The following is a 24,593-nucleotide window of genomic DNA, read 5'->3' on the forward strand; positions in this document are numbered from 1 at the left end:
AATTGGGATGAAAAAATGGCGCAAACTTCAGAGATTCTGCTGCTTGCGCCATCTCGGACTTGCTGATTCGACGATTTACTGGCCGTAAATATCGAAATCGAAGTACTTGTCCTGGATTTGCTTGTACTTGCCATTCGCGCGAATGGCGGCGATCGCACCGGTGATCTTGTCTTTCAGCGCATCGCCCTTGCGCACGGCGATACCTACGCCGTCGCCGAAGTATTTGGGATCGGTGAACGCCGGGCCGACGAACGCGAAGCCTTTGCCGGCATCGGTCTTCAGGAAGCCGTCATTCAACAGGGTAGCGTCGGCCACCGTGCCATCGAGGCGACCGGCCGCCACATCCAGGTAGATTTCGTTCTGCGAACCGTAAGGCTTGATCTCGGCTCCCAGCGGCGCCAGCACTTCACGGGCGAAACGCTCGTGGATCGAACCGCGCTGCACACCGATGTTCTTGCCCTTGAGCTCGGCCAGGCCGTCGCTGACCTGGGTGCCGGACTTCATCACCAGGCGTGCCGGGGTGTTGTAGTACTTGCCGGTGAAATCCACGGACTTCTTGCGGTCTTCGGTGATCGACATGGAGGAAAGGATCGCGTCGATCTTGCGCACCTTGAGCGCCGGGATCAGGCCGTCGAACTCCTGCTCGACCCATACGCACTTGACCTTCATTTCTTCGCACAGGGCGTTGCCGATGTCGTAGTCGAAACCGACGATGCTGCCGTCTGGAGCCTTGGAGGCGAATGGAGGGTAGGCCGCCTCGATACCAATCTTCAGAGGCTTTTCATCGGCGAACGCCGGCAGGGAGAGTACGGAGGACAGTGCCAGGGCGCCAAGAAGCACGAGTTTCTTCATCTTAGGACTCCATCGGTAAAGGGCAAAAACGGCAGAGTGAGCGACAGCCCAATATGCGAATGGGTGGAACCTGATAGCGGTGCTGCGTCCTTGAAGCCCCGACGACGAACTCCAGACGGGTTCTCCGGCAGGCAACGACGAGCGAGTGATCGGCATTCTAACGACAGGCCCGAAGCCGATATTTCCTCAATGCGACAACAAATTACAGAAGCACCGAGAAACCAGGGCGAGCACATTGACAGCTCTTCAGATTTATGCAAGAGCAAAAGAAGATGAACCTATCTACGCTGCAAATTGCGGGCCTATTATTCGCAAAGCCTTCTATTCCGGCAAGCGCAGCGTTATGACTTATTTTTTACCGCCCCCGCAACGGCCCTGAAACGGGGCTTTTCGTTTCTCATTGCCCCGAATCCGTGCAGCGGGTTACACATTCCCTCCAGCCGGTAACATTCAGAATCATCCGATTGACGTTACCGATATTTATTGGATCGAGACTGGCGGTGCCTGGGCCGACGCTATCGCGAGCAAGTTCGCTGCAACAAGAACCAGAGCAATCCCTGTAGGAGCGAGCCTGCTCGCAATACGGCCACCAAGCCGACACAAAAAAGCCCCGCCCGGCGCAAGGCCGGGCGGGGCTTCGGTCGATGCCGCTTTGCCTCAAGCGACGTTCATGGTCTTGTGGGTATCGACCAGATGCTGCACCACGCTCGGGTCCGCCAGGGTGGAGATATCGCCCAGGCTGTCGTATTCCGCGGTGGCGATCTTGCGCAGGATGCGGCGCATGATTTTCCCGGAACGGGTCTTCGGCAGCCCAGGCGCCCACTGGATGACATCCGGCGAGGCGATCGGACCGATCTCGCGACGGACCCAGTTCTTCAGCTCCAGGCGCAACGCCTCGCTGGGCTCTTCGCCGCCGTTGAGGGTGACGTAGACATAGATGCCCTGCCCCTTGATGTCATGAGGCACGCCGACCACCGCCGCCTCGGCGACTTTTGGGTGCGCGACCATGGCGCTTTCGATCTCGGCGGTACCCATGCGGTGGCCGGAAACGTTGAGCACGTCATCCACACGCCCGGTGATCCACCAGTAGCCGTCTTCGTCGCGACGGGCACCGTCACCGGTGAAGTACATGCCGCGGAAGGTCTTGAAGTAGGTGTCGACGAAACGATCGTGGTCGCCGTACAGGGTACGCGCCTGGCCTGGCCACGAATCGAGGATCACCAGGTTGCCCTCGGCGGCCCCCTCGATGATGTTGCCCAGGTTGTCCACCAGTGCCGGCACCACGCCGAAGAACGGACGCGCAGCCGAACCCGGCTTGAGGGCGTGGGCCCCCGGCAACGGACTCATCAGGGTGGCGCCGGTCTCGGTCTGCCACCAGGTATCGACGATCGGGCAACGGGAGTGGCCGACGTTCTTGTAGTACCAGTCCCAGGCTTCCGGGTTGATCGGCTCACCCACCGAACCGAGCAGGCGCAGGCTGCTGCCGTCGGCGCCTTCGCAGGCGGCGGTGCCGGACGCCATCATCGCGCGGATCGCGGTCGGCGCGGTGTAGAGGATATTGACCTTGTGCTTGTCGACGATCTTCGCCACGCGGGTCACGTCCGGGTAGTTCGGCACCCCCTCGAACAGCACGGTGGTCGCGCCATTGGCCAGCGGGCCATAGACGATATAGGTGTGGCCGGTGACCCAGCCGACGTCGGCGGTGCACCAGTAGATTTCTCCCGGACGGTAATCGAACACGCGCTCATGGGTCAGGGCCGCGTACAGCAGGTAACCGCCGGTGGTGTGTTGCACACCCTTCGGCTTGCCGGTGGAGCCGGAGGTATAAAGGATGAACAGCGCTTCCTCGGCGCCCATTTCCTTGGGCGCGCAGACAGTGCCCGCCACCTTCATCAAGTCTTCGTACCAGATGTCGCGATGCTGGTTCCACTTGATGTCGCCCGAGGTGCGCTTGCACACGATAACCTTCTGGATACTGCTGGTTTCCGGGTTGGTCAGCGCGTCGTCGACATTGGCCTTGAGCGGAATCTTCTTGCCTGCGCGAATGCCTTCGTCGGCGGTGATCACCACCTTGGAACGGCAGTCGATGATCCGCCCGGCCAGCGCTTCCGGCGAGAAACCGCCGAACACTACCGAGTGAATCGCGCCGATCCGGGTACAGGCCAGCATGGCGACCACGGCTTCGGGGATCATCGGCATATAGATGGTCACCACGTCGCCGCGGTGTACGTCCTGGCCACGCAGGGCGTTGGCGAACTTGCAGACCTGCTCGTGCAGCTCGCGGTAGGTAATGTTGCGGCTTTCGGAAGGATCGTCGCCTTCCCAGATGATCGCGATCTGATCGCCACGCTCGGCCAGATGACGATCCAGGCAGTTATAGGAGACGTTGAGGGTGCCGTCGGCAAACCATTTGATATCGACATGGTGATCGTCGAAGGAAGTCTGCTTCACCGTGGTGAAAGGCTTGATCCAGTCGAGGCGCTTGGCCTGCTCGCGCCAGAAGCCGTCGGGGTTGACGACCGACTGCTGGTACATGGCCTTGTAGGTCGCCTCGTCAGTCAGGGTGTTGGCCGCAACCTCGGGACGAACGGGATACAGAGAAGCCGCACTCATCTTTCTTACCTCGGTGACATAGTTGTTGTTGTATGGCCCCGTTGTAGCCGGGGCGGCCTTATAGAACCATTCGACGATGGTAGTAACAACCCCCTGCCGCGCCACGAAAAAGTACCGCTTGGCCCTCTAGCACGGCACTTGTCGCAATAATCGCAGCACTTGAACCCGCGCAAACAGGCCTGCAGAAGGCGCGTTTAGCGGGATTGTTACAAAAACCGTCAATAGTGTTTATCAAAAGCATGCCTGTATGGGCCGCACTCGGGCGCCTAAAATCAACCTCGCCAACAAGGCAATGTGATTAACCAAGTTACAGCCCCCACGAAGGCAGTTAATCCGAACTTCTACTCAAGCTCCACACGCAGCCCCACAAAGGTTGCGTGCCCCCACACGACCTTAGAAAGGTGAAATGAAATGAAAGCTTTATTAGTTCTGGCCCTCAGCAGTCTTTGCGCTACAGCAATGGCCGACGAGATCCCGACTGATGTTGCGAGCCAGCAGCCCGCTGTAGAGGAATACTCTTACTCGTCCCACCTGGACATCGCCAAAGTTATATCCACGAGCGAAGTTCCCAATGTATGCGAAGTTGTACCTGCGCGTATGGAATATGAAGATTCGCAAGGCCAGCGGCATATTCTGCAATACCGTGTCATGGGTAACGGCTGCTCTAACGGCTGATACTCAAAGTTAGTTTTTCAAACACTTTAAAGTGCCGGCCGCAAGAAATCCTTCTTGCGGCAAAGATGGCCGGCGGCCCCACTTGAGCAAGCCATCCCCACCTAGTGCGGACACGGCATTCGCACTCACCCTTTTCACCTGTCATGTCGCCCTGCGGAAGCATTTTTTCCGAGCATTGCAAGGGGCTTGACGGGAGTTAAAACCACCGGCTCGAACGTCGATCCCAACGCAGGACCGGCATCCGATGCAGTAGTGTTGCAAAGGTCAAAAATTGACCATAAGACACAAGATGTAGTGGCCAAAGTGTTATTTTGCTCATTTTTTGAGCAGAAAAAACAGGCGACAATTTTCACGTAAAATTGAACACAATCCTCACCACAACGCTCCTCTCCACGCCTGGAGGCTTTGTCCTACGGGGCTTTCAGGGCATCGGATGAAAAACCCGATCCTCTCGCCGCAAAAAACCTGCAAAAACGCCTGAAAAAAAATCTTCAGCGGTCAAAGCCCTGTAAACCCTCGCTCCGCCGCGATCACGCCCCTCGCCGGCCGGATCGTGAGCCACTTCGTCGCACCACAGCGACAAAAAAGTCCCTATAATGCGGCCTTAAAACGGGCCTGCAATATTCCCTTACAGGGGTAAACAGCAGTTCGAGGCCAAAGCAGGAGTCGATTCGTTTTTCTGCTTCCATAGGCCGCTTCGGAACTCCCGTACATATTTTCTGTTTATTGCCTGCGCTAGCTGCCGCAACAAACGATTCCTTAAGATCCAACGCGGCCAGTTCGGCCGTGTGAAAAATCAACCATCAGTTTTCACACGGGCATCTGGCCCTCACGCAGGAGACGACACGTCATGCTGAGCTGGGACGAATTCGACAAAGAAGAAGGCGAAGTCGCTGTCAAGGGCGCCAACGCCGGCCACGCGGCCGAAGCCAACATGGACCGCCTCGACAGCGCCGGCGGTGCCGCCGCACTCGAAGCCCGCGCCGTAACCGCCAACGACTCGGCAGCCGTCGCCCGCGCCAAGGCCTCCCTGGACCAGCTCGACATCGCTGAGGGCCTGGCTGAACTGGAAGGTGCTTCTGCCCGTGTCGCCGTCGACGAAAAGCGCATGATCAACTGCCGCGCCGACCTCAACCAGCTGGTGCCGTTCAAATACGACTGGGCCTGGCAGAAGTACCTGGACGGTTGTGCAAACCACTGGATGCCGCAAGAAGTCAACATGACCGCGGACATCGCCCTGTGGAAAAACCCGGAAGGCCTGACCGACGACGAACGTCGTATCGTGATGCGCAACCTGGGCTTCTTCTCCACCGCCGACTCCCTGGTAGCCAACAACCTGGTGCTGGCCGTCTACCGTCTGATCACCAACCCGGAATGCCGCCAGTACATCCTGCGCCAGGCGTTCGAAGAGGCGATCCACACCCACGCCTACCAGTACTGCATCGAATCGCTGGCCATGGATGAAGGCGAGATCTTCAACATGTACCACGAGATCCCATCGGTCGCGAAGAAGGCCGCCTGGGGCCTGAAGTACACCCGTTCGATCTCCGATCCGAAGTTCGAAACCGGCACCGTCGAAACCGACAAGGAACTGCTGCGTAACCTGATCGCCTACTACTGCGTTCTGGAAGGCATCTTCTTCTACTGCGGCTTCACCCAGATCCTGTCCATGGGCCGCCGCAACAAAATGACCGGCGTCGCCGAGCAGTTCCAGTACATCCTGCGTGACGAATCCATGCACCTGAACTTCGGTATCGACGTGATCAACCAGATCAAGATCGAAAACCCGCACCTGTGGGATGCCGAGATGAAGGAAGAAGCGACCCAGATGATCCTCCAGGGCACCCAACTGGAAATCGAATACGCTCGCGACACCATGCCGCGCGGCGTACTCGGCATGAACGCGGCGATGATGGAGGACTACCTGAAGTTCATCGCCAACCGTCGCCTGTCGCAGATCGGCCTGAAGGAAGAATACCCAGGCACCACCAACCCGTTCCCATGGATGAGCGAGATCATGGACTTGAAGAAAGAGAAGAACTTCTTCGAGACCCGCGTGATCGAGTACCAGACCGGTGGCGCGCTGAGCTGGGATTGATCCCGGGCTCCCGCCTGGTGCCGGCTCGCTGCGAACCGGCACCAGCAACGATCAAAAAAGCCCTGACTTGTTCAGGGCTTTTTTATTGCCTTTGGCGAAGCTTGTTTCCCACCACTCCGCCACCAGCGCGCTCCCTGCTCAATCAGCCAAGGCCAGGGCGCCGCGAATCTCCTGCTTCACTGCCTCGAAATCCGCTGCCGCCCGGGGATCGTCCAGCAACCGCGCCACCAGCACCGCGGCGCTTATCTTTCCCCCCTCCAGGTCGCTGGGAAAATGCACGCCGGCGATCACCCGGCTGTCGGCGTTGATTTGTGCCCGAGCAAACAATTCACTGCGCTTTTCCGGCAGCGCCATGCCCAGCAAGGTGGCATTGAGGTAGCCGTTCATCGAATGGCCGCTGGGGTAGGAGTCGCCTTCCGGCGGCGGCAACACCGGCTTCACCAGCGACGAGGCTTCATAAGGCCGCGCACGGGCATAGCTGTGCTTGGCCGGCATCAGGAACTGCACCAGGTCTTCCTGGGCACGCCGGAAGAAGGCTCGGGTCAGGGGCAGGCCCTCGACGTTGAACGCGGCCCCCAGGGACTCCCTGGCAAAATGGAACACGCTGTCTTCCCACTCGTCATCCTGCCGCACCTGGTTCACCTGGGCGCTGCTGCGCGCCGCCTGGGCGGCCAGCACTGCCTGCAGGTCGTTTTGCTGCAGCGGCGAATCGCCAGTGGGTGGCGGTGGCAGATAATCCGCCAAGCGGAATTGGTTCACCGGCAGATAAGGAGCAGCCGCCTGCTCCGCCAGGGCAATCCCCGCGCCGGACAGGGCCAGACAAATCAACAATGAACGCGCCAGAACTGGCATATCGAGGTCCTCGTTATTGTGAGGGGAAAAGCCGTCTGGCTTGTTCCCACCGGACCTTCATTCGTGAGGCCGGCGCCGTCTTATCGGCCATTTATCCGAGGCGTACTTGTCCCTCTTTGCCAAGGCTATGACGCTCTCTGCCAGGGCAGGGTATGATGGCTAACCTTTTGTTTTTACAAGCTTTATCACGTAAGACTCTCCTCTAAACGTTGAGAGTTTTGTTAGCTAGTTCGGTAGGAAATTTCGCAGATCAAACCGCCAATAAACCGGGCGGGAATAGGGGCGCAGCCTTTGTGAATGCCCTGAATGCGGCTGCGGCGACAGGCATGTTTTTCGCGAGCACGCTCGCTCCTGCCGGGGGAGCAGGTAGATTTATGGCTTGTTCTGCTCCAGCGGCCGCCAATCGAAGTGTTGCCGTTCGCCAACGCCATTGAAGTCGACCCGGTAGGTGTGTTGCTTGCCGCCAAGATCGCAAACGCCGATCAGGTCGTGGTTGTGCTGTTCGCGGGGCGGAGGGAGCTGGATGCGCACGGTTCCCTTGCAGTTTTCGTAGTTGCAGGGGGCAGTATTGCGGTACAGCAGGTAATCGCCGCTCTCGTCCCGCTCGACCCAGCGCCCATCGATGAAACGTGCCTGGTCGGGAGGAATGCTGGTGGTGGCCATCTTGCGCTTGCCGTTGCACAGCATGACGGCGCCCATGGCCACGGCCATCACGACATAGGCCAGGATCTTCGACTCCACATTGAAGTAGGACAGGATGCCCAGGGCATCGGCCACGATCGACATGACCGCCAGCGCCAGTACCGGCAACGACAGGAAGAACGCCGCCGCCCCCTTGATCACGCTGCCCCGGCTCACCCGCTCGACACTCCGGGGGTCGATCACGAACTGGATGCTGCTGCGCGCGGGCGCCTGGTTCTGGGCGATATTGATGTGATTGGCGTCACCGATGGAGCCAATGTTGATGCGATTACCGTCAGACATGACCCAGATCCTTTGCAGTGATGGATGGAGCGCGCGCCCTACAAGATTATGCCGAGATAGGGCCCCATGCTTGAAAAGATCCGTGCACGCCTCGCCCTCACCCGCTATTAATAGTCTCCGTCACTCAAGGACCCGAGCCCGCCCATGAAATTCGATACCGCCTACTGCATCGGCCTCGACGACAAGCTGTCGATCTATGACGTGCGCGACCTGAATTTCGACGAGACCCTGGATTTCGATTCGGCCAGGGAACACTTCCAGTGCCCCAACGACGCCTGCCGCGCCGCGTTCGCCGCCGACAATCAGTTGGGGACATTCAACGCCAAGAACATCCATTACATCCGTACCCCACACTTCAAGAACCTGCCTGGCACCCGGCACATCGAAGGCTGCCCGTATGGCGCCAGCAGGAGCGTGGCCAATGGGGTGGATGAACGGGAAGCCGAGGATGGCCGGGAGGAACACTTCCCCTCGGAACTGCTGCTGAGCCGCCGCGAATACCAGCGCCAGCCTGCCAGCCCGACAGCGGATGGCGACACGCCACGGGTAGCGCTGCCGGCCTCGTCTACAAGCCCCCGCCCGCCTCGCTCGAGCCAGGACGGCACACCCGACAAGACCAGCGTCTTCGCCCATCCGGTGGAATGCTTTGTGTCGAATATCGACGACAAGGAGTTGCTCAAGCGCATGCCGTTGAAGATCGGCGACCACACGGCGTCCTACGCCTCGTTCTTCAAGAAGATCGAATACCTGCTGGACAACAAAGGGCTGGTCTACTGGGGCAAGATCAAGGAAATCAAGGATTACACCCAGAGTTTCCGGATCGATTTCGAGCAGAAGATCTGGTTCAAAAAGGCAGACGAAACCAGGAAGAAGCCCTACTCGGTGAACGTCTACCTGAGCAAGAAGCTGATCGACAACTACCGCAAGCGCCAGGCCTTCCTTGCCGAGATCAAGCATGCCATCGGCAGCCAGGGGGACCTGTACTGCTTCTTCTACGGCGTGACCCCGGAACTGAAGCAAGTGCCGAGCAAAAAACACCCCGACCAGACCTTCGGTGTGTTCAGCGCCAATATCGAGAACCTCGACCATTTCATCATTCGGGAAGTACCGGGACTGGCGACAGATTGATCCAGGCGCCGACAGGCCGAAAAACAATGGCATTTTAATGGCACTTCTTTGAATATTTCCCGGGCAAAACCAAGGAAACATTTTGAAATAAAATGCCCCGCCCCTTGCGCCACGGGACATTGAAGAGCAGTGCGCAACTTCTTGCGCAGTAAGGACGCGCTAGATTACGCAACGTATTAATCACCCGCCTGTTTATCGGCTCAAGCGGCCATGGGCACAGGCTGGCCGGATTCATGGAAGAACATTCATCCCAAGGAGCGGCACATGTTCAATCCTTCCAACGAAACCCACTTCAGCCTGACCGTCGACGACTTCCAGGGTGAGGTGCAGGTGCTGTCCTTCGAAGGGATCGAAGGCATCAGCCAGCCGTTCCGCTTCGACCTGGAACTGGTCAGCGAGAACCCCGACCTGGACCTGGAAACCCTGCTGCACAAGCAGGCGTTCCTCGCCTTCGACCCGCAGGGCTCGGGCATCCATGGGCAGATCTACCGCGTGGCCCAGGGCGATGCCGGCAAGCGCCTGACCCGCTACAAGGTGTCGCTGGTGCCGCAACTGCAATACCTGGCGCACCGCACCAACCAGCGCATCTACCAGCAGCTGTCGGCGCCGAAGATCATCGCGCTGATCCTCGAAGAGCACGGCATCCAGGGCAACGCCTACCGCTTCCAGCTCGGCACCCCGTGCCCGGACCGCGACTACTGCGTGCAGTACGACGAGACCGACCTGCACTTCATCCAGCGCCTGTGCGAAGAGGAAGGCCTGCACTACCACTTCCAGCACAGCCCCGAAGGCCACCTGCTGGTGTTCGGCGACGACCAGACCGTGTTCCCCAAGCTCGGCCAGCCCACCGCCTATGTCCAGGGCAGCGGCATGGTCGCCGACGAGCCGGTGATCAAGGGCTTCAACCTGCGCCTGGAAACCCGCACCAGCCGCACCACGCGCCGCGATTACGACTTCGAGAAACCGCGCCTGCAACTGGAGGCCGGCTACCAGCCCGAGGCGGAATACGAAGAGCCGGAGCTGGAGGATTACGACTACCCGGGCCGTTTCCTCGACCGCGCCCGCGGCAAATTCCTCAGCCAGCGCGCCTTGGAACGCCACCGCGCCGACTATCGCCAGGCCGAAGGCTGGGGCGACCAGACGCGGCTGGTCAGCGGGCATTTCCTGGAACTCTCCGATCATCCGCGCAGTGAGTGGAACGACCTGTGGCTGCTGACCCATGTCGTCCACGAAGGCAAGCAGCCACAGGTGCTGGAAGAGTCGGTGACCAGCGACACCACTGATAACAAGGACGACTTCCACCAGGGCTACCGCAACCGCTTCCTCGCCACCCCGTGGGACGTGTTCTACCGCCCGCCGCTGGAGCATCCCAAGCCGCGCATCCTCGGCAGTCAGACCGCGGTGGTCACCGGGCCCAAGGGCGAAGAGATCCATTGCGACCAATACGGCCGCGTGAAAGTACAGTTCCACTGGGACCGCGAAGGCCTGGCCGACGACAAGACCAGTTGCTGGCTGCGCGTCTCCAGCAGCTGGGCCGGCGACCGCTACGGCGCCATCGTCATCCCGCGCATCGGCATGGAAGTACTGGTGACCTTCCTCGAAGGCGACCCCGACCAGCCGCTGATCACCGGCTGCCTGTACCACAAGGAACACCCGGTGCCCTACACCCTGCCGGCGAACAAGACCCGCACGGTGTTCAAGTCCATGAGCTCGCCGGGCGGCGCCGGCTACAACGAACTGCGCATCGAAGACAAAAAGGGCGCCGAGCAGATCTTCATCCACGCCCAGCGCAACTGGGACGAAAACATCGAGCACGACCAGAAAATCCGCATCGGCCACGAACGCCACGACACCGTGGTCAAGAACACCTACACCGAACTCAAGGCCGAAGAACACCGCACCACCCACGCCGACCGCAAGACCGAAACCAAGGTGGACGACCACCTGACCGTAGGCGAAAACCAGCACATCAAACTCGGCACCGCGCAACTGACCAAGGCCGGCCAGGAAATCCACCTCAAGGCCGGCGCCAAGATGGTCATCGAAGCCGGCAGCGAACTGACCATCAAGGCCGGCGGCAGCTTTATCAAGCTGGATTCCGGCGGCGTCACGGTGGTGGGGCCGATGGTGAAGATCAACGCCGGGGGATCGCCGGGGAGCGGGACGGGGATCGGCATCAAACCGCCGACGTTACCGGGGGCAGCGGATGCCGACAAGGCAGGCAGCCTGATGGAAGAGGCGCTGGCCAATCCGGCCAAGGAAACGCCGCCGGGCCAGCTGTGCATTCGTATGTCCCCCTTGCCCAACATGCCGGGGTATCCGGATGAGCCTTACCAGCTGTATGCCGACGGCGCGCTGATCGACAAAGGCTTCAGCGACGAAAAGGGCAATGTGCTGTTCCAGCATATTCCCGGCACCCGCCACTATTCGGTGGAAACGGTAAACGGACACCGCTTCAACCTGGACATGAGCGAAACCTCGACCGAACAGACACGCCAGCGCGCTGAACGCCTGGGACGCGAGGGATATCGCGACTTCCCCGACGCGGCCGCCTCCCTCGAGGCGCTGAGCAGCAGCGAGGCGTTCCGCCAGTTGTGGGCGGATCAAAGCGAGCAGAAAGAGTAAAAGGACTCACTCCATGACCTACCTCGATCAAAAACTATCGATCTCGCTTGAAGAAAGCGCCGCCACCCTCAGCGCGGACTGGTTCGCCCACAAGAACAATCCGCTGAGCCCTCCCCGCCCGGCCGGCAACGTGGTGACGCCGTTGGTGTGTGGCGAGGAAGCCTTCAAGAAAGTCTATGACTGCATCATGGCAGCCACGAAAAGCATCGACCTCATCAGTTGGGGATTCGACCCCGGGCTGCGCCTCGACCGAAGCTCGAGCGACAGCCTCAACCTGGGCGAACTGCTCAGGCACAAAGCCGACAATGGCGTCGAAGTGCGGGTGCTGATCTGGAACAACCGCCTGGCGCAGATCGGCGAAAACTCGGTGATCGGCGAGGGCTGGAGCGGCAAGGGCGGTACCTCCCTGGGCTCCGGCCTGCGCGATGGCCAGCCGGCGGACACCAGCGGCCTGGACGACAAACGGAAAAAACTCCTGGCACAACAGCAGAAGCAGCAGGCACGCCTGGAACAACTTCCAGCCAACGACGAAGCAGGCAGGCGAGCCATACGCAACGACCTGATCGACATCCAGCAAAGCCTGGACAACCTGGACACCGGCTACACCAAGGGCCGCGATTCGGGCGGAACGGTGCAGGACCCGGACGAGCAGATCAAGACCCGCAACTGGCATCGCTGGGTGCACAGTCACGAGGCCCGCAACATCGAATTCCGCACCCGGGATTTCAAGCTCGTCGGGGAGCTGACCTACGACGACCAGAACGGTCTGCGCATGCACTACGGACGCCTGGCGATCCTGTGGCGCCTGCTCAAGGGCGAGTCCGACAACGTGCCCTTCATGCAGATGCTGTTGCTGAGCCTGTTCCCCAGCCATCACCAGAAAACCCTGGTGGTCGACTACATGGACCCGCAAAAGGCACAAGGCTTCGTGATGGGCCACAACCTGCAGCGCAACTACTGGGACACCACCGCCCATGCCTACGACGATGAAGCCGGCAAGCGCGACAAGGGCTTTGGTCCCTGGCAGGACCTCTCGCTGCACGTGCTCGGCCCGGTGCTGTTCGACCTCAATCACAACTTCTGCAATGCCTGGGACAAGAGCAGCAGCTGGATACGCCGCGTGTTCAAGGGCACCCTGAGCAGCCAGCGCTCCGCGGTCAAACCCTTGAGCCTGATCCGCGACGGCGGGGAGCCCGCGCAGATCTGCCGGACCCATCCGGAGGAAGGCCCGGAAACCACCATCCTCGAGGTGTATGAAAAGGCCCTGGGCAACGTGCACCAGTACGCCTATATCGAGAACCAGTACTTCCGCTACAAGCCCCTGGCCGAACGCCTGAAGAAGATTGCCGCCGACTACGTCGCCGCCGGCAAGCAACAGGACCTGCACCTGTTCGTGGTCACCAACAACCCGGATAGCGGGCACTTCTCCAGTTCCACCTACGAAATGCTCGACACCCTGGGCCAGGGCGAACTGATGCCCCTGGCCCACCGCGACCTGCTCTACGATCAACGCCAGCTCGCCTACCGCCAACGCGAACTGAACGCCCGCGACCCATCGCCGGCACGCGATCAGGAACTGGCCAAGGTGCAAACCCAGATGAACGAACAAGGCATCGGCCCGAGCCGCGCCGACGAACTGCTGGCCATGGACCCCAACAAGCACTACAACCAGGCCGCGGCCCGTGAACTGGAGCCGGAACTGCTGCCGCCCAAGGGCCTGAAGATCATTGTCGCGACCCTGGTCAGCTGCAAGGACGGCAGCGGCGCCAGCACCGCCCCCATGGCCAAGACCCGCGAGCAACGCCAGACCGAACACGACATCACCGAACACCTCGGCCCGGAACAAGGCACCGCGCAATACAAGTCCATCTACGTACACAGCAAGTTGCTGCTGGTGGACGACCTGTTCTTCACCCTGGGCTCGGCCAATATCAACGAACGCAGCCTGAAATACGACTCCGAGCTGAATATCGCCATGCCGAGCCCGCAAACGACTCGAACTTGGCGGGAGCGGTTGTGGGAGATGCATTCGGGGAAGGCACCTAAAAGCAACAAGAAAACATTAAGCGAGAACATTGCAGACGATTATGAAATATGGGACCGCGTTATAACAGACAACTGGGAAAAGCAAAAAAAGAAGCTTCCATTAATGGGAAAATTAGTTCGATTCTGGGATGTGGTGACACCTTATGCAAAAGCTCTTGATTAATATAGCACTCACTACACTTTTATTTTTCACAGGAGCAGATGCCATGGCAGAAGATTTTAAATGCGTCCATGAGCTTGATGTCGCCCCAGCCTTGGACGCACAAGCCAACCAACTATTCGAACAAGCCCGTACCATTAGCAAAGAACGTTTACCCGACTGGCCAAAAGTTGCTAACCTATACCAAGAATCGGTAAAAAAAAACCACTGGAAGGCCATGCACAATTTGGCCGACCTATATTTACGTGGAGACGGGGTACCTAAAGATACAAACAAGGCTATAGATCTTTACATGCAAATGATCAAACTTGAAGCCCCACTGGGCTACTACGATATGGGTGTAATGATTCAACGAGGCATAGGTGTTACTCAATCCGACAAGGATGCGATGCAATATCTAAAAAAAGCTGCAGACTTAGGTAACCCTCAGGCTCTAACTCATATTGGATACCTATACATTTATGAAAAAAATAACGATCAGCTAGGCGTAAAACTCCTTAAATGTGCTGACAAACAAAACTATGCCGATGCATCTTACAAGCTTGCATCTTACAACAGCAACATTGATAAAAACTTTCCAGTTGCAATGCATTACTACCAGCGAGCTACTGCATTGGGCATGAGAAAGGCTGCACTCGTAATTGAAAGCACTTTCACAGACGGTGACTTCGGTTATGAAAGAAATGAAAAAGTAGCACTTTACTACAGTAATATTTCCAGCCAACTCTATAAGAACCCGGACCTTCGTTTTCCTAATTTGACCAAAGACCAACCTCTCCCCCCTCATCCTATTCAGGGCTACCACGCCGACAAAGACATCAACTGGAAACCCACCGGGCGTGATGATGATTATTAAAGCATTGCTAGTTGCTGCGCTATTAGGCAGCAGTAGCCTCTCCATGGCGTACGACTTCAAATGTATTCATGAAAAAGATACTGTTCCGCCTCTTGACCAGCAAGCGGATCAATGGTTTCAGCAAGCTCGGGCCCTTAGCCAAAAGCGCCCCGCTGATTGGAGCAAGGTTGCCGAGCTATACCAACAAGCTGTAGAGAAAGGCCACTGGAAAGCGATGCATAACCTTGCGGAGCTATATTTACGTGGTGATGGGGTTACCAGGGATACAAACAAGGCGATTGACTTATATCTAAAAATGACACAATTGCAGGTTCCATTGGGTTACTACGACATGAGCGTAATGACTCAACGAGGAGTAGGTGTCATCCAATCAGATAAAGAGGCTATGTTATTCCTGATCAAAGCAGCTGACCTGGGCACCCCTCAGGCACAAACTAGAATTGGCTACATTTACATCTACGACAAGAAAAACTATCCCGTAGGGTTGGGATATTTAAAATGCGCAGAAAAACAAGATTATGCGGACGCAGCTTATAAGCTCGGATCCTATTATGAGGTCGTGGACGAAAACTATCCTGTCTCCATGCATTATTACCAGCGTGCCGCAGCTCTAGGGGAGCCCAAAGGTGCAATGGAGATCAAAAAAGTTTTTGAAAAAGGCTTACATGATTATTCAAAAAACTTGAATTTGGCAAAAGCCTACGATGACATCTCTAGTCGCTTCTACAAAAAACCTGATCTGCGCCTACCCAACTTAGCAAAAGACCTTCCACTTCCACCACATCCTATTCAGGGCTACCACGCCGACAAAGACATTAACTGGAAACCCACCGGGCGTGATGATGATTATTAAAGCACTGCTAGCTGCTGCGCTATTAGGCAGCAGTAGCCTCTCCATGGCGTACGATTTCAAATGTATCCATGAAAAAGATACTGCTCCGCCTCTTGATCAGCAAGCCGATCAATGGTTTCAACAAGCTCGGACCCTTAGCAGAAAACGCCCGGCTGATTGGAGCAAGGTTGCCGAGCTGTACCAACAAGCAGTAGAGAAAGGCCATTGGAAAGCGATGCATAACCTTGCGGAGCTTTATTTACGTGGTGATGGGGTTGCCAAGGATACAAATAAGGCGATTGACTTATATCTAAAAATGATACAGCTGCAGGTTCCACTGGGTTATTACGACATGAGCACAATGACCAAAAGAGGTCTCGGAGTTGTGCAATCAGACAGGACCGCCATGCAGTTCCTGATTAAATCCGCCGATATGGGAGGCCCTCAGGCTCAAACAAGAATCGGGTATATTTATATATATGAAAAAAACAAAGACCCTATTGGTATTAGCTATCTCAAATGCGCCGAAAGGCAAGACTATGCAGATGCCGCATATAAACTTGGTACGTATTATGAATCGGTAGATAAAAATTATCCTGTTTCTTTACACTATTATCAGCGAGCAGCGGCGTTAGGTGAACGAAAAGGAGCCATAGAAATAGAGGACGTGTTTCAAAATGGAAAGTTTTCTTATAACAAAGATAAGAAAACTGAAGATGCATACTACAAAGTATCTAGAGAGCTCGCCAAAAACCCAGACTTACGCTTCCCCAATTTAGCTAAAGAACACCAACTACCTCCGAACCCTGTACAGGGCTACCACGCCGACAAAGACATCAACTGGAAACCCACCGGACGTGATGACGACTACTGAGAAACCGTAAACCCGCTACTCCCGACAAAGAACCAAACCTCACTACCGACCCGCCAATAAAGGAACAAGCCGATGCGCACCACACTAGGGATAGTGGCAATTGTACTGTTCAGCCTGTCGATTCTCAGTGCGCTACTGGGCCTGGGAGGTATTGCCGCAGGTGTAACCGGTGGGGGGAGCGTGTCCGGTCTCGTGGACATTGCCTTTACGGTGGCGAAAATACTCTTTGTCTTGAGCCTGATAGGCGGGCTGCTGATGCTGGCCTGCCCCAAGTAATGGCAGGAAGCGGCCCCGGGTCGACCAGGAACGCCACCTCCCTATCTCACCGCCTCGACGCCCACTCCCGTGCCCTTCCCCCAGGTAGCGCGAACTACCAGGCGATGCCCCAGCGAACCTACCCCGCCAGCATGCTCAACATCACCAGCACCAGCAGGCCGATGTACACCCGGGCATGTAGCCCATCGGGAATGCGCCCGATCCAGGGCGATGCCAGACGAACGCCCAGCAGGGAGCCGAGGGTCAGCACGACGAAGGCGAGCAGATCGATATAGCCGATGTACCAGGGGCCCAGGTCGAAGTGGCTGAAGCGGGCCAGGGCCAGGTACGTCAGGGTTCCGGCGAGGGCCACCGGTACGCTCAGCGGATTGGCCATGGAGGTGGCCTGGATCATGCTCAGGCCGCAACGACGCAGCAGGGGCACGGTCATCACGCTGCCACCGACGCCGAGAAAAGTGGCGATGATTCCAATCCCCAGGCCGCCGCTCAGGGTTTCGCCCCGGCCCAGGCGACGCGCGGAACGACGCTCGGCCTGCTGCAGAAAACCGCGCCGCAACAGGCAGTCGGCAATGGTTAGCGCCAGGTAGGCGATAAAGGCATAGCGGATCAACTTGCCGCTCGCCAGCATCGCCCCGGCTGCGCCCAGCACTGCCCCCAGGCCGATATAGCCGCCCAGCGGCCACAGGTAATGGCGGATCAGGTTGCCCGCGCGACGATGCTTTGCGCTGGCCAGCAGGGCGTTGACGATCATCACGCAAGTCGAAGTGGCCACCGCAACGTGCATGGCCGACTGACTGACGGCGGGGTCGTGGCTGCCCAACAGCATCCGGTACAGCAACGGCACCACGACGAAGCCGCCCCCAAAGCCGAACAGTACCGCGCTAATCCCGGTCATACAGCCACACAACGCCAGCCACAGGTAAAACATCGAAGTGCTCCCTTGATAGAAGAGCGCCACGGTAGAGCGCCAGGGCTTGGCCGGCTTCAGCAAGTCGGCCAATATTCTTTGCATTTACGCCAACCTGCAAAGGCCCGAACGATGCGCAACACCTCGATCGACCTGCTGGACCCCACGCCCCGCGCCCTGGTGGCGATCGGCAGCGATTACCCCTACGGCCATCTGCTGCCGAGCCACCGCCATCGGCGCGCGCAATTGTTGTACGGCGCCACCGGGGTGATGCAGGTGAGTACCCGGGACGGCCGCTGGGTGGTGCCGCCACAGCGGGCGGTGTGGATTCCGCCGCAGGTGAATCATGAAGTGTTGATGCTGGGGGTCAGCACCCGCAGCCTGTACATCGAGCCGGAGGCGATGCCGGCGCTGGGCAGCGAGTGCCAGGTGATCAGCGTGTCGCCGCTGATGCGGCAGTTGTTGCTGGAGGCCGTGGACCTGCCGCTGGAGTACGACGAAAACGGACGCGACGGCGCGCTGGTCAGCCTGTTGCTGCATGAACTGACCCGCGCCAGCCACCTGCCCCTGCATGTGCCCCTGCCCGAATCACCTCCTCTGCTCGCCCTGTGCCAGGCGTTCCTGCAAGAGCCCAACGCACATCAGGCGCCAGTTGCCTGGGCGCAGCACCTTCATATCAGCCTGCGCACCTTCACCCGCCTGTTTCGCCAGCAGACCGGCATGAGCTTCGTCCAGTGGCGCCAGCGCGCTTGTGTGGTCAGGGCCTTGACCCGCCTGGCCGCCGGCGAGGCCGTGACGCGCATTGCCCTCGATCTCGGCTACGACAGCCCTGCCGCGTTCTCCACCATGTTCCGCCGGATCCTGGGGCAGGCGCCCACGGCCTACCTCGCCGCGGAACTCCCGGCACCAGGCAAAGCCTTGTCACGAAGACATTCAGGCGATCGGCAAAATGAGTTTGATCCGCGAGCAAAACAACTGTACAAATAAACAGTATTTTATCGAATCACCTTCACTCGCTTCCGGAGAAAACCCATGGCCTCACTCGCGATGAAAGTCACCCTGGAACGTATCGCCCTCTTCCAGTTCACCCCCGAACACTGCCTTCAGGCCCGCGCCATGCTGGGCTGGAGCCAGGAGTACCTGTCGCAGGCATCCGGCGTCTCGGTAGACGCCATCCAGCGTTTCGAGGCCGGCGGCGAATTGCTCGACGTCACCCGCCTGGCGCTCGCGTTTTGCCTGGAGGCCGAAGGCCTGGTGTTCTTCCCCGGCTTCGCTCCGGGGCGCGGCATGAATATCAAGGGCGCCACGCCCAACCCGATGGAACGGCCGGACTACCTGCTGATCGAGTGATCCAGGGCGCTCAGCACCTCTTCCTCCAACGCCTGCACCGAGCAGTGAGTGGTATCGAGGCGGATCACCGGGCAACTCAGGCCGGTGATCCAGCTTTCATGCCGACGCAGGCTGCGCGTGCCTTGGCCGCCGGTGTCGTAGCCGGCCGCCCAGGCGAGGAACGTCTGGGTAGCGAGGTGGCGTTCACCGCCCTCATGGATCTGCTCGCCATAGCGCTGAAACTCGCGTGCCCGCAGGCGCTGCAAACGGATCTCGGGATCCAGCCGCAGGAAAACGACATGGGTGAACGCAGGAATCATCGGGTCGCCCCAGCCACACAGCGAGCCCGACAATACCCAGCTGTCCAGCCCCGTTACCTCCTGTTGCAGCAGCCGGATGCGCTCGTCCCGTGGCCGTCGAAGGCTGAAGGGACGTTCGCTGGGATGCCAGAAGAAGTTGTCCGAGTCGAAATGCGCTATCCCCAGACGCCGGGCCAGCGCCTGGCCCAGGGTCGTGGTGCCGGAGCCGGACGCTCCGAACAGGTGCAGCCGATAAGCCATCGCAAGGTCCGTGGGCAGGGGGAGTTTTCTAGATACTCCCCCACGGGCCGGTCCGGCAACCCGGTGCAGGTCGGGCCCGATGAAGGGCCTACAGGCCGCTCGTCGCCGCTTGCCCGGCTACCGGGTCGACCTCCATCCACCAGGCGTATCCCCGCTGCGGCTGCGCCAGGTTGAAAGCCTCGCCCATCCGCGGCGTGGCAATGGCGATGCTGCGTTCCCAGGCGAGCGAGAGGATGCGGTCGAACGGCTCGTACCAGGCATGCATCGACAGGTCGAAGGTGCCGTTGTGGATGGGCAGCAACCAGCGCCCCCTGAGGTCGATATGCGCCTGCAGGGTCTGCTCCGGTTGCATGTGCACGCCCGGCCATTCGACGTTGTAGGCACCGGTTTCCATGAGGGTCAGGTCGAAGGGGCCATAACGCTCGCCAATCCGCTTGAAGCCGTCGAAGTAACCGCTGTCACCGCTGAAGAAGATCCGTGTGTCGCCATCGATCATCACCCAGGACGCCCACAGGGTAGCGTTGCCATCGAACAGGCCACGGCCGGAAAAATGCTGCGAAGGCGTGGCGACAAAACGGATGCCATCGACTTCCGTGCCTTCCCACCAATCCAGCTGGCGAACCTTGTCGGCAGGCACTCCCCACTTGATCAGGGTATCGCCCACTCCCAGCGGAGCGAGGAAATGGCGGGTCTTGGCCGCCAGCTTGAGCACAGTCTGGTGGTCCAGGTGATCGTAGTGGTCATGGGACAGGATCACCGCCTCGATCGGTGGCAATTCGTCCAGGCCGATGGGGGGCTGATGAAAGCGTTTCGGGCCGGCCCACTGCACGGGCGATGCGCGCTCGGCGAACACCGGGTCGGTGATCCAGAACTTGCCGCGCAGCTTCAGCAGTACCGTCGAATGGCCCAGGCGGAAAACGCTCTGGTCCGGTGCCGCCACCAGTTGTTCCCGGGTCAGCGGTTGCACCGGGATGGCTCCGACCGGCCGGGTATTGCGCGGTTTGTGGAACAGCATGCGCCAGAAGATGCCCAGCGTCTTGCCCAGCCCGGCACGCCGTACCGGCGCGTGATTGCGGAACGCGCCTTGTTCCTGCAGGGACGTTTCGGCACGTGGGGCGCTGTTTACGTGGGAAGAGGAAATGGCCATGAATCTGTGACTCCAAGGAACCCGGCAAGGCTCCGGTGATTCTCTGCGGGATGAGAAAAAGGCCAGTGCACGCACGCCTCGGCCGACCCTCTTTGTTCTTGCCTTGAATTACACTAGGTAGTGTAGTTTTTCTAGATTGCAACAACCCCGCGGCTAAGTAAACTGCCCCGGACGATTGCCCACGACCGCCACCGAACCCAACTTATGACAGCTCCAAAGCGCCTGACCGACCGTAAACGCGAAGCCATCCTCCAGGCGGCGATCACCGAATTCCGCGCCAGCGGGTTCGATATCACCAGCATGGACAAGATCGCGGCGACGGCCGGTGTTTCCAAGCGCACGGTGTACAACCACTTTCCCAGCAAGGAAGAGTTGTTCACTGAAATCCTGCACAAGCTATGGGCGAGCATCAGGGCGCGGTCGGACATTCTTTACCAGCCAGGATTAACCCTGCGTGAACAGTTGCGGGCGTTGTTGCTGGCCAAGCTGCAACTGCTGGCCGACCACAACTTCCTCGACCTGGCGCGGGTCGCCATTGCCGCCACTCTGCACTCCCCCGAGCGCGCCCAGTACATGGTGGCGCGCATGGGCGAACGCGAAGAAGGCTTGATGGTATGGATTCGTGCGGCCGCGGCGGACGGGCGGCTCAAGCCCCTGGACCCGGACTTCGCCGCCCAGCAGCTGCATGGCATGCTCAAGACGTTCGCCTTCTGGCCACAGGTCACCCTGAATCGCCCTCCTCTCGAAGCGCCGGAACAACAACGCATCGTCGAATCGGCGATAGACATGTTCCTGGCCTGCTACCAGGCCTGAATGCTTCTCCTGTCGCTGTCTGCGCCAGCGGATCTTGCCCCTCTCCCCCACCTCCAACCGCTCTGCAATGGGTGTTTGCGTACGGCCGTGCCATTAAATGGCCTGCAAGGACACTGATTATTCCTACTGGAATAAATGACAATGTTCGCCACCTTGCCCACCGAAGGGCGCAGGCATAAAAAACACCACAAAGTGTTTCAACGCAGGACTGGCGTACATCCATGGATAACCAACAAGGCAAAGGGCTGTCGTTTGCCAAGCGCATTTACCTGCCCCGGGTGATCGGGCTGGGGATCGGCTGTTTCAGCGTGTTCGCCGGGTTGTACCCGATATCGCAGCCGCCCTGGGTATGGATACTCCTGGTGTTCAACGGCTATGTCTGGCCACACCTGGCCTACCTGATCTCGACCCGCGCGGCCTTCCCCTACCAGGCCGAACGCCGCAACCTGCTGGGCGACTCGCTGTTCGGCGGCTTCTGGGCCGCGGCAATGCAATTCAACCCGCTGCCGACCGTCACCATCCTGGCCATGATGACCATGAACAACGTCGCCGCCGGCGGCGGGCGGCTGTTCGTCCGGGGCCTGCTGGCGCAACTGGGCGGCGTGCTACTCGCCTGGCTGTTGCTCGGCCCGGCGTTCATCGGACACACCACGCAACTGCAGATCTACGCCTGCCTGCCCATGCTGACCCTCTACCCGATGGCCGTGGGCATGGTCTGCTACCAACTGGCGATCAAACTCGCCGCGCACAAACGCACCCTGAAGGCGCTGAGCCGCACCGACAGCCTCACCGGCCTGCTCAACCATGGCGCCTGGAAAGACCTGCTGCACCTCAAGTTCGTCAAATGCCAGCAGCAACGCGGCCACGGCACCATTGCCCTGATCGATATCGATCACTTCAAGCAGATCAACGACAGCCACGGCCATATCCTCGGCGACGCCGTGCTGCATCAACTGAGCCGGGACCTCAAGCGCAACCTGCGCCAGGGCGATCTGGCCGGACGCTACGGCGGCGATGAGTTCTGCGTGATCCTGCCGGCGACCAGCCTGCAGCAGGCCAGCGAAGTGATGGAGCGGCTGCGGGAGCTGTTCGGCGATTACCGCCACCCGGGGGTGCCGCAACTGCGGGTCAGCCTGAGTATCGGCCTGGCCACCTGGCACCCGGGCTTGCGCGATGCCGCCGCATGGCTCATCGAAGCCGACCGGGCCCTGTATGTGGCGAAAAACACCGGTCGCAATAAAATCGCCAGCGCCAGCCTGCCCGGCAGCCTGTCCATCGCCACGTGAACAGCCCCTGAAAAGTTGTACAAAAATGTAAAAATCCATATTTTTGTACAACTTCGTTCAGCACATGAACGAAGCGAGCCGGCATAATGCCGCCATGCGGTTATTGCAAAGAACCGGGCGGGCATTCGTCGCGGTGCAACATAACTTCCCTAAATTAACCCACAGGCCCAGCGTCTTACTCCAGGCGTTGCGCAAGGCCAGGCTCCGTCCGCGCAAGACGGCCGAGCCAGTCCAGGTTTTATCTGTCAGTCATGGAATGCTGGCATTGAGCAGACAAGGCCGAGACCCCGGGGTTTTCGGCATGCAGGCGCATACAAAGGGACTGACTCCAGGTTTTTCCCACTGAGCACCAGCCACCATGCTATTCAACCGCCACAACAGAACCATCGACGCCCTGCAGCACACCATCGCCCAGCAAGCCGGCCTGCTCGAAGCCATCGACCGCTCGATGGCGGTGATCGAGTTCGACCTGGAAGGCACCGTCCTGCGGGCCAACGACAACTTCCTGCGCACCATGGGCTATCAGGCGGAACAGGTCGTCGGCCATCCCCATCGCCAGTTCTGCAACGCCGAATTCGTCCGCGGCAGCGGTTACCGCGAACTCTGGGCGCGCCTGAAAAACGGCCAGTTCGAATCGGGGACCTTCGAGCGCGTCAATGCCAAAGGACAACCGGTGTGGCTGGAGGCCAGCTACAACCCGATCAGGAATGCCGACGGCAAGGTGTTCAAGGTGGTCAAGTACGCCCTCGACGTCACCGAGAAAATCCAGCAGGAAAGCGAGTCCAGGGGCAAGCTGCACGCCATCGACCGCGCCATGGCGGTCATCGAGTTCAACCTCGACGGTAGCGTCATCACCGCCAACCAGAACTTCCTCGACCGCCTCGGCTACAGCCTGGCGGAAATCAAGGGCAAGCATCACCGGATCTTCTGCACGCCCGAACTGACCAACAGCAGCGCCTACCAGGACTTCTGGCGACGCCTCAACCAGGGCGAGTTCTTCAGCGGCCAGTTCGAGCGGGTCGACAAGCGCGGGCAGTCGCTGTGGCTGGAGGCCAACTACAACCCGGTGTACGACGCCGCCGGGCGCCTGTGCAAAGTGGTGAAATTCGCCTCGGACGTCACCGCGCGGGTGGAGAAACACGCCCAGGACGCGCAAAGCGCGACCCAGGCCTACCACATCTCGATGGAGACCCGGCAAGTCGCCGAACAAGGCACCGCCGTGATCCAGCAGGCGGCCAGCGAGATGCGCCAGATCGCTGCCAACATCGAAGATTCCTCGACCCTGATCGCCAAGCTCGGCGAGCGCTCCGAACAGATCACCGCCATCGTCAACACCATCCGCGCCATCGCCGAGCAGACCAACCTGCTGGCGCTCAACGCGGCGATCGAAGCCGCGCGTGCCGGCGAACAGGGGCGCGGCTTTGCCGTGGTCGCCGACGAAGTCCGGCAATTGGCCGCCCGTACCAGCGGCTCGACCGCGGAAATTTCGGCAATGATCGACATGATCCAGAACGAAACCCAGCAGGCCATCAAGAGCATGGACGGCACCCGTGACCGCGCGGCCAAGGGCGTGGACCTGGCGGACCAGGCCGGTACGGTGATCCTGCAGATCCGCGACGGCGCCAGCGAGGCGGTACAGGCCGTGAGCATGTTCGCCAACGAGCGCGCCGCACTCTGATT

General features: G+C 59.4%; 21 protein-coding genes. 14 read left to right on the forward strand and 7 right to left on the reverse strand.

Going from position 1 to position 24,593, the window contains the following annotated elements; genetic code table 11:
* Positions 1–75 precede the first annotated feature (75 nt).
* Both TO66_RS23620 and acs read right to left on the reverse strand, forming a co-directional pair.
* Positions 76–852 carry an ABC transporter substrate-binding protein gene (locus TO66_RS23620; protein WP_044464536.1) on the reverse strand — a complete coding sequence of 259 codons (777 nt, stop codon included), beginning with the start codon at positions 850–852 and terminating at the stop codon, positions 76–78.
* A gap of 657 nt (positions 853–1,509) precedes the next feature.
* Complete coding sequence (gene acs, locus TO66_RS23625) at positions 1,510–3,465, reverse strand: acetate--CoA ligase (RefSeq protein WP_044464537.1); 1,956 nt, start codon at positions 3,463–3,465, stop codon at positions 1,510–1,512.
* A 411-nt stretch (positions 3,466–3,876) separates the two neighbouring features.
* Here acs and TO66_RS32900 point away from each other — a divergent pair, with 411 nt between their 5' ends.
* Together TO66_RS32900 and TO66_RS23630 are read left to right on the forward strand one after the other, a co-directional pair.
* Positions 3,877–4,140: a DUF2790 domain-containing protein gene (locus tag TO66_RS32900; protein ID WP_082061141.1), complete on the forward strand. Its 264-nt coding sequence runs from the start codon at positions 3,877–3,879 to the stop codon at positions 4,138–4,140.
* An 850-nt stretch (positions 4,141–4,990) separates the two neighbouring features.
* Complete coding sequence (locus tag TO66_RS23630) at positions 4,991–6,238, forward strand: ribonucleotide-diphosphate reductase subunit beta (RefSeq protein ID WP_044464538.1); 1,248 nt, start codon at positions 4,991–4,993, stop codon at positions 6,236–6,238.
* A gap of 138 nt (positions 6,239–6,376) precedes the next feature.
* On the opposite strand, the gene TO66_RS23635 is transcribed toward TO66_RS23630, so the two are convergent.
* Both TO66_RS23635 and TO66_RS23640 read right to left on the reverse strand, forming a co-directional pair.
* The gene (locus tag TO66_RS23635) at positions 6,377–7,090 is read right to left on the reverse strand and encodes a phosphatase PAP2 family protein (RefSeq protein ID WP_044464539.1); all 714 of its coding nucleotides are present in this window, start codon (positions 7,088–7,090) and stop codon (positions 6,377–6,379) included.
* Between the two features lie 372 nt (positions 7,091–7,462).
* On the reverse strand, positions 7,463–8,074 hold the full coding sequence (locus tag TO66_RS23640; RefSeq protein WP_044464540.1) for a hypothetical protein: 612 nt from the start codon (positions 8,072–8,074) through the stop codon (positions 7,463–7,465).
* A gap of 144 nt (positions 8,075–8,218) precedes the next feature.
* Here TO66_RS23640 and TO66_RS23645 point away from each other — a divergent pair, with 144 nt between their 5' ends.
* The 7 genes from TO66_RS23645 (at position 8,219) to TO66_RS23670 (ending at position 16,871) form a co-directional block, all read left to right on the forward strand.
* The gene (locus TO66_RS23645) at positions 8,219–9,202 is read left to right on the forward strand and encodes a hypothetical protein (RefSeq protein ID WP_044464541.1); all 984 of its coding nucleotides are present in this window, start codon (positions 8,219–8,221) and stop codon (positions 9,200–9,202) included.
* 264 nt (positions 9,203–9,466) lie between these two features.
* Positions 9,467–11,827, forward strand: coding sequence for a type VI secretion system tip protein TssI/VgrG (tssI, locus tag TO66_RS23650; protein WP_044464542.1), 2,361 nt, complete (start codon positions 9,467–9,469; stop codon positions 11,825–11,827).
* Positions 11,828–11,840: 13 nt separating this feature from the next.
* Complete coding sequence (locus TO66_RS34145; RefSeq protein WP_044464543.1) at positions 11,841–14,036, forward strand: phospholipase D-like domain-containing protein; 2,196 nt, start codon at positions 11,841–11,843, stop codon at positions 14,034–14,036.
* Positions 14,017–14,889 carry a tetratricopeptide repeat protein gene (locus TO66_RS32905; RefSeq protein WP_256241237.1) on the forward strand — a complete coding sequence of 291 codons (873 nt, stop codon included), beginning with the start codon at positions 14,017–14,019 and terminating at the stop codon, positions 14,887–14,889. The genes TO66_RS34145 and TO66_RS32905 overlap by 20 nt, the downstream gene beginning before the upstream one ends.
* Entirely contained in the window at positions 14,876–15,742 is an 867-nt protein-coding gene (locus tag TO66_RS23660; RefSeq protein WP_044464544.1) for a tetratricopeptide repeat protein, read from the forward strand. Before TO66_RS32905 ends, TO66_RS23660 begins: the two co-directional genes overlap by 14 nt.
* Positions 15,729–16,595 carry a tetratricopeptide repeat protein gene (locus TO66_RS32910; RefSeq protein WP_082061143.1) on the forward strand — a complete coding sequence of 289 codons (867 nt, stop codon included), beginning with the start codon at positions 15,729–15,731 and terminating at the stop codon, positions 16,593–16,595. Before TO66_RS23660 ends, TO66_RS32910 begins: the two co-directional genes overlap by 14 nt.
* A gap of 72 nt (positions 16,596–16,667) precedes the next feature.
* Entirely contained in the window at positions 16,668–16,871 is a 204-nt protein-coding gene (locus TO66_RS23670) for a hypothetical protein (RefSeq protein ID WP_044464546.1), read from the forward strand.
* A gap of 118 nt (positions 16,872–16,989) precedes the next feature.
* On the opposite strand, the gene TO66_RS23675 is transcribed toward TO66_RS23670, so the two are convergent.
* On the reverse strand, positions 16,990–17,799 hold the full coding sequence (locus tag TO66_RS23675) for a sulfite exporter TauE/SafE family protein (protein ID WP_044466144.1): 810 nt from the start codon (positions 17,797–17,799) through the stop codon (positions 16,990–16,992).
* 111 nt (positions 17,800–17,910) lie between these two features.
* Between TO66_RS23675 and TO66_RS23680 the strand changes: the two genes are divergently transcribed.
* Together TO66_RS23680 and TO66_RS23685 are read left to right on the forward strand one after the other, a co-directional pair.
* Positions 17,911–18,765 carry a helix-turn-helix domain-containing protein gene (locus tag TO66_RS23680; protein ID WP_044464547.1) on the forward strand — a complete coding sequence of 285 codons (855 nt, stop codon included), beginning with the start codon at positions 17,911–17,913 and terminating at the stop codon, positions 18,763–18,765.
* A gap of 45 nt (positions 18,766–18,810) precedes the next feature.
* A complete protein-coding gene (locus TO66_RS23685; protein ID WP_044464548.1) occupies positions 18,811–19,128 on the forward strand; it encodes a helix-turn-helix transcriptional regulator in 318 nt (105 codons plus the stop codon).
* Here the strand turns inward: TO66_RS23685 and TO66_RS23690 are convergent.
* Positions 19,110–19,667 (reverse strand): AAA family ATPase, encoded by a 558-nt coding sequence (locus TO66_RS23690; protein WP_044464549.1) that lies wholly within the window; start codon positions 19,665–19,667, stop codon positions 19,110–19,112. The genes TO66_RS23685 and TO66_RS23690 overlap by 19 nt on opposite strands.
* A gap of 88 nt (positions 19,668–19,755) precedes the next feature.
* On the reverse strand, positions 19,756–20,814 hold the full coding sequence (locus TO66_RS23695) for an MBL fold metallo-hydrolase (protein WP_044464550.1): 1,059 nt from the start codon (positions 20,812–20,814) through the stop codon (positions 19,756–19,758).
* 204 nt (positions 20,815–21,018) lie between these two features.
* Here TO66_RS23695 and TO66_RS23700 point away from each other — a divergent pair, with 204 nt between their 5' ends.
* The 3 genes from TO66_RS23700 (at position 21,019) to TO66_RS23710 (ending at position 24,591) form a co-directional block, all read left to right on the forward strand.
* Positions 21,019–21,627: a TetR/AcrR family transcriptional regulator gene (locus TO66_RS23700; RefSeq protein ID WP_044464551.1), complete on the forward strand. Its 609-nt coding sequence runs from the start codon at positions 21,019–21,021 to the stop codon at positions 21,625–21,627.
* 221 nt (positions 21,628–21,848) lie between these two features.
* Entirely contained in the window at positions 21,849–22,913 is a 1,065-nt protein-coding gene (locus tag TO66_RS23705; protein ID WP_044464552.1) for a diguanylate cyclase, read from the forward strand.
* Positions 22,914–23,271: 358 nt separating this feature from the next.
* Positions 23,272–24,591, forward strand: coding sequence for a methyl-accepting chemotaxis protein (locus TO66_RS23710; RefSeq protein WP_044464553.1), 1,320 nt, complete (start codon positions 23,272–23,274; stop codon positions 24,589–24,591).
* Positions 24,592–24,593 lie beyond the last annotated feature (2 nt).

Origin of the sequence: Pseudomonas sp. MRSN 12121 (assembly GCF_000931465.1) — a bacterium.
In the GTDB taxonomy this organism is placed as follows: domain Bacteria; phylum Pseudomonadota; class Gammaproteobacteria; order Pseudomonadales; family Pseudomonadaceae; genus Aquipseudomonas.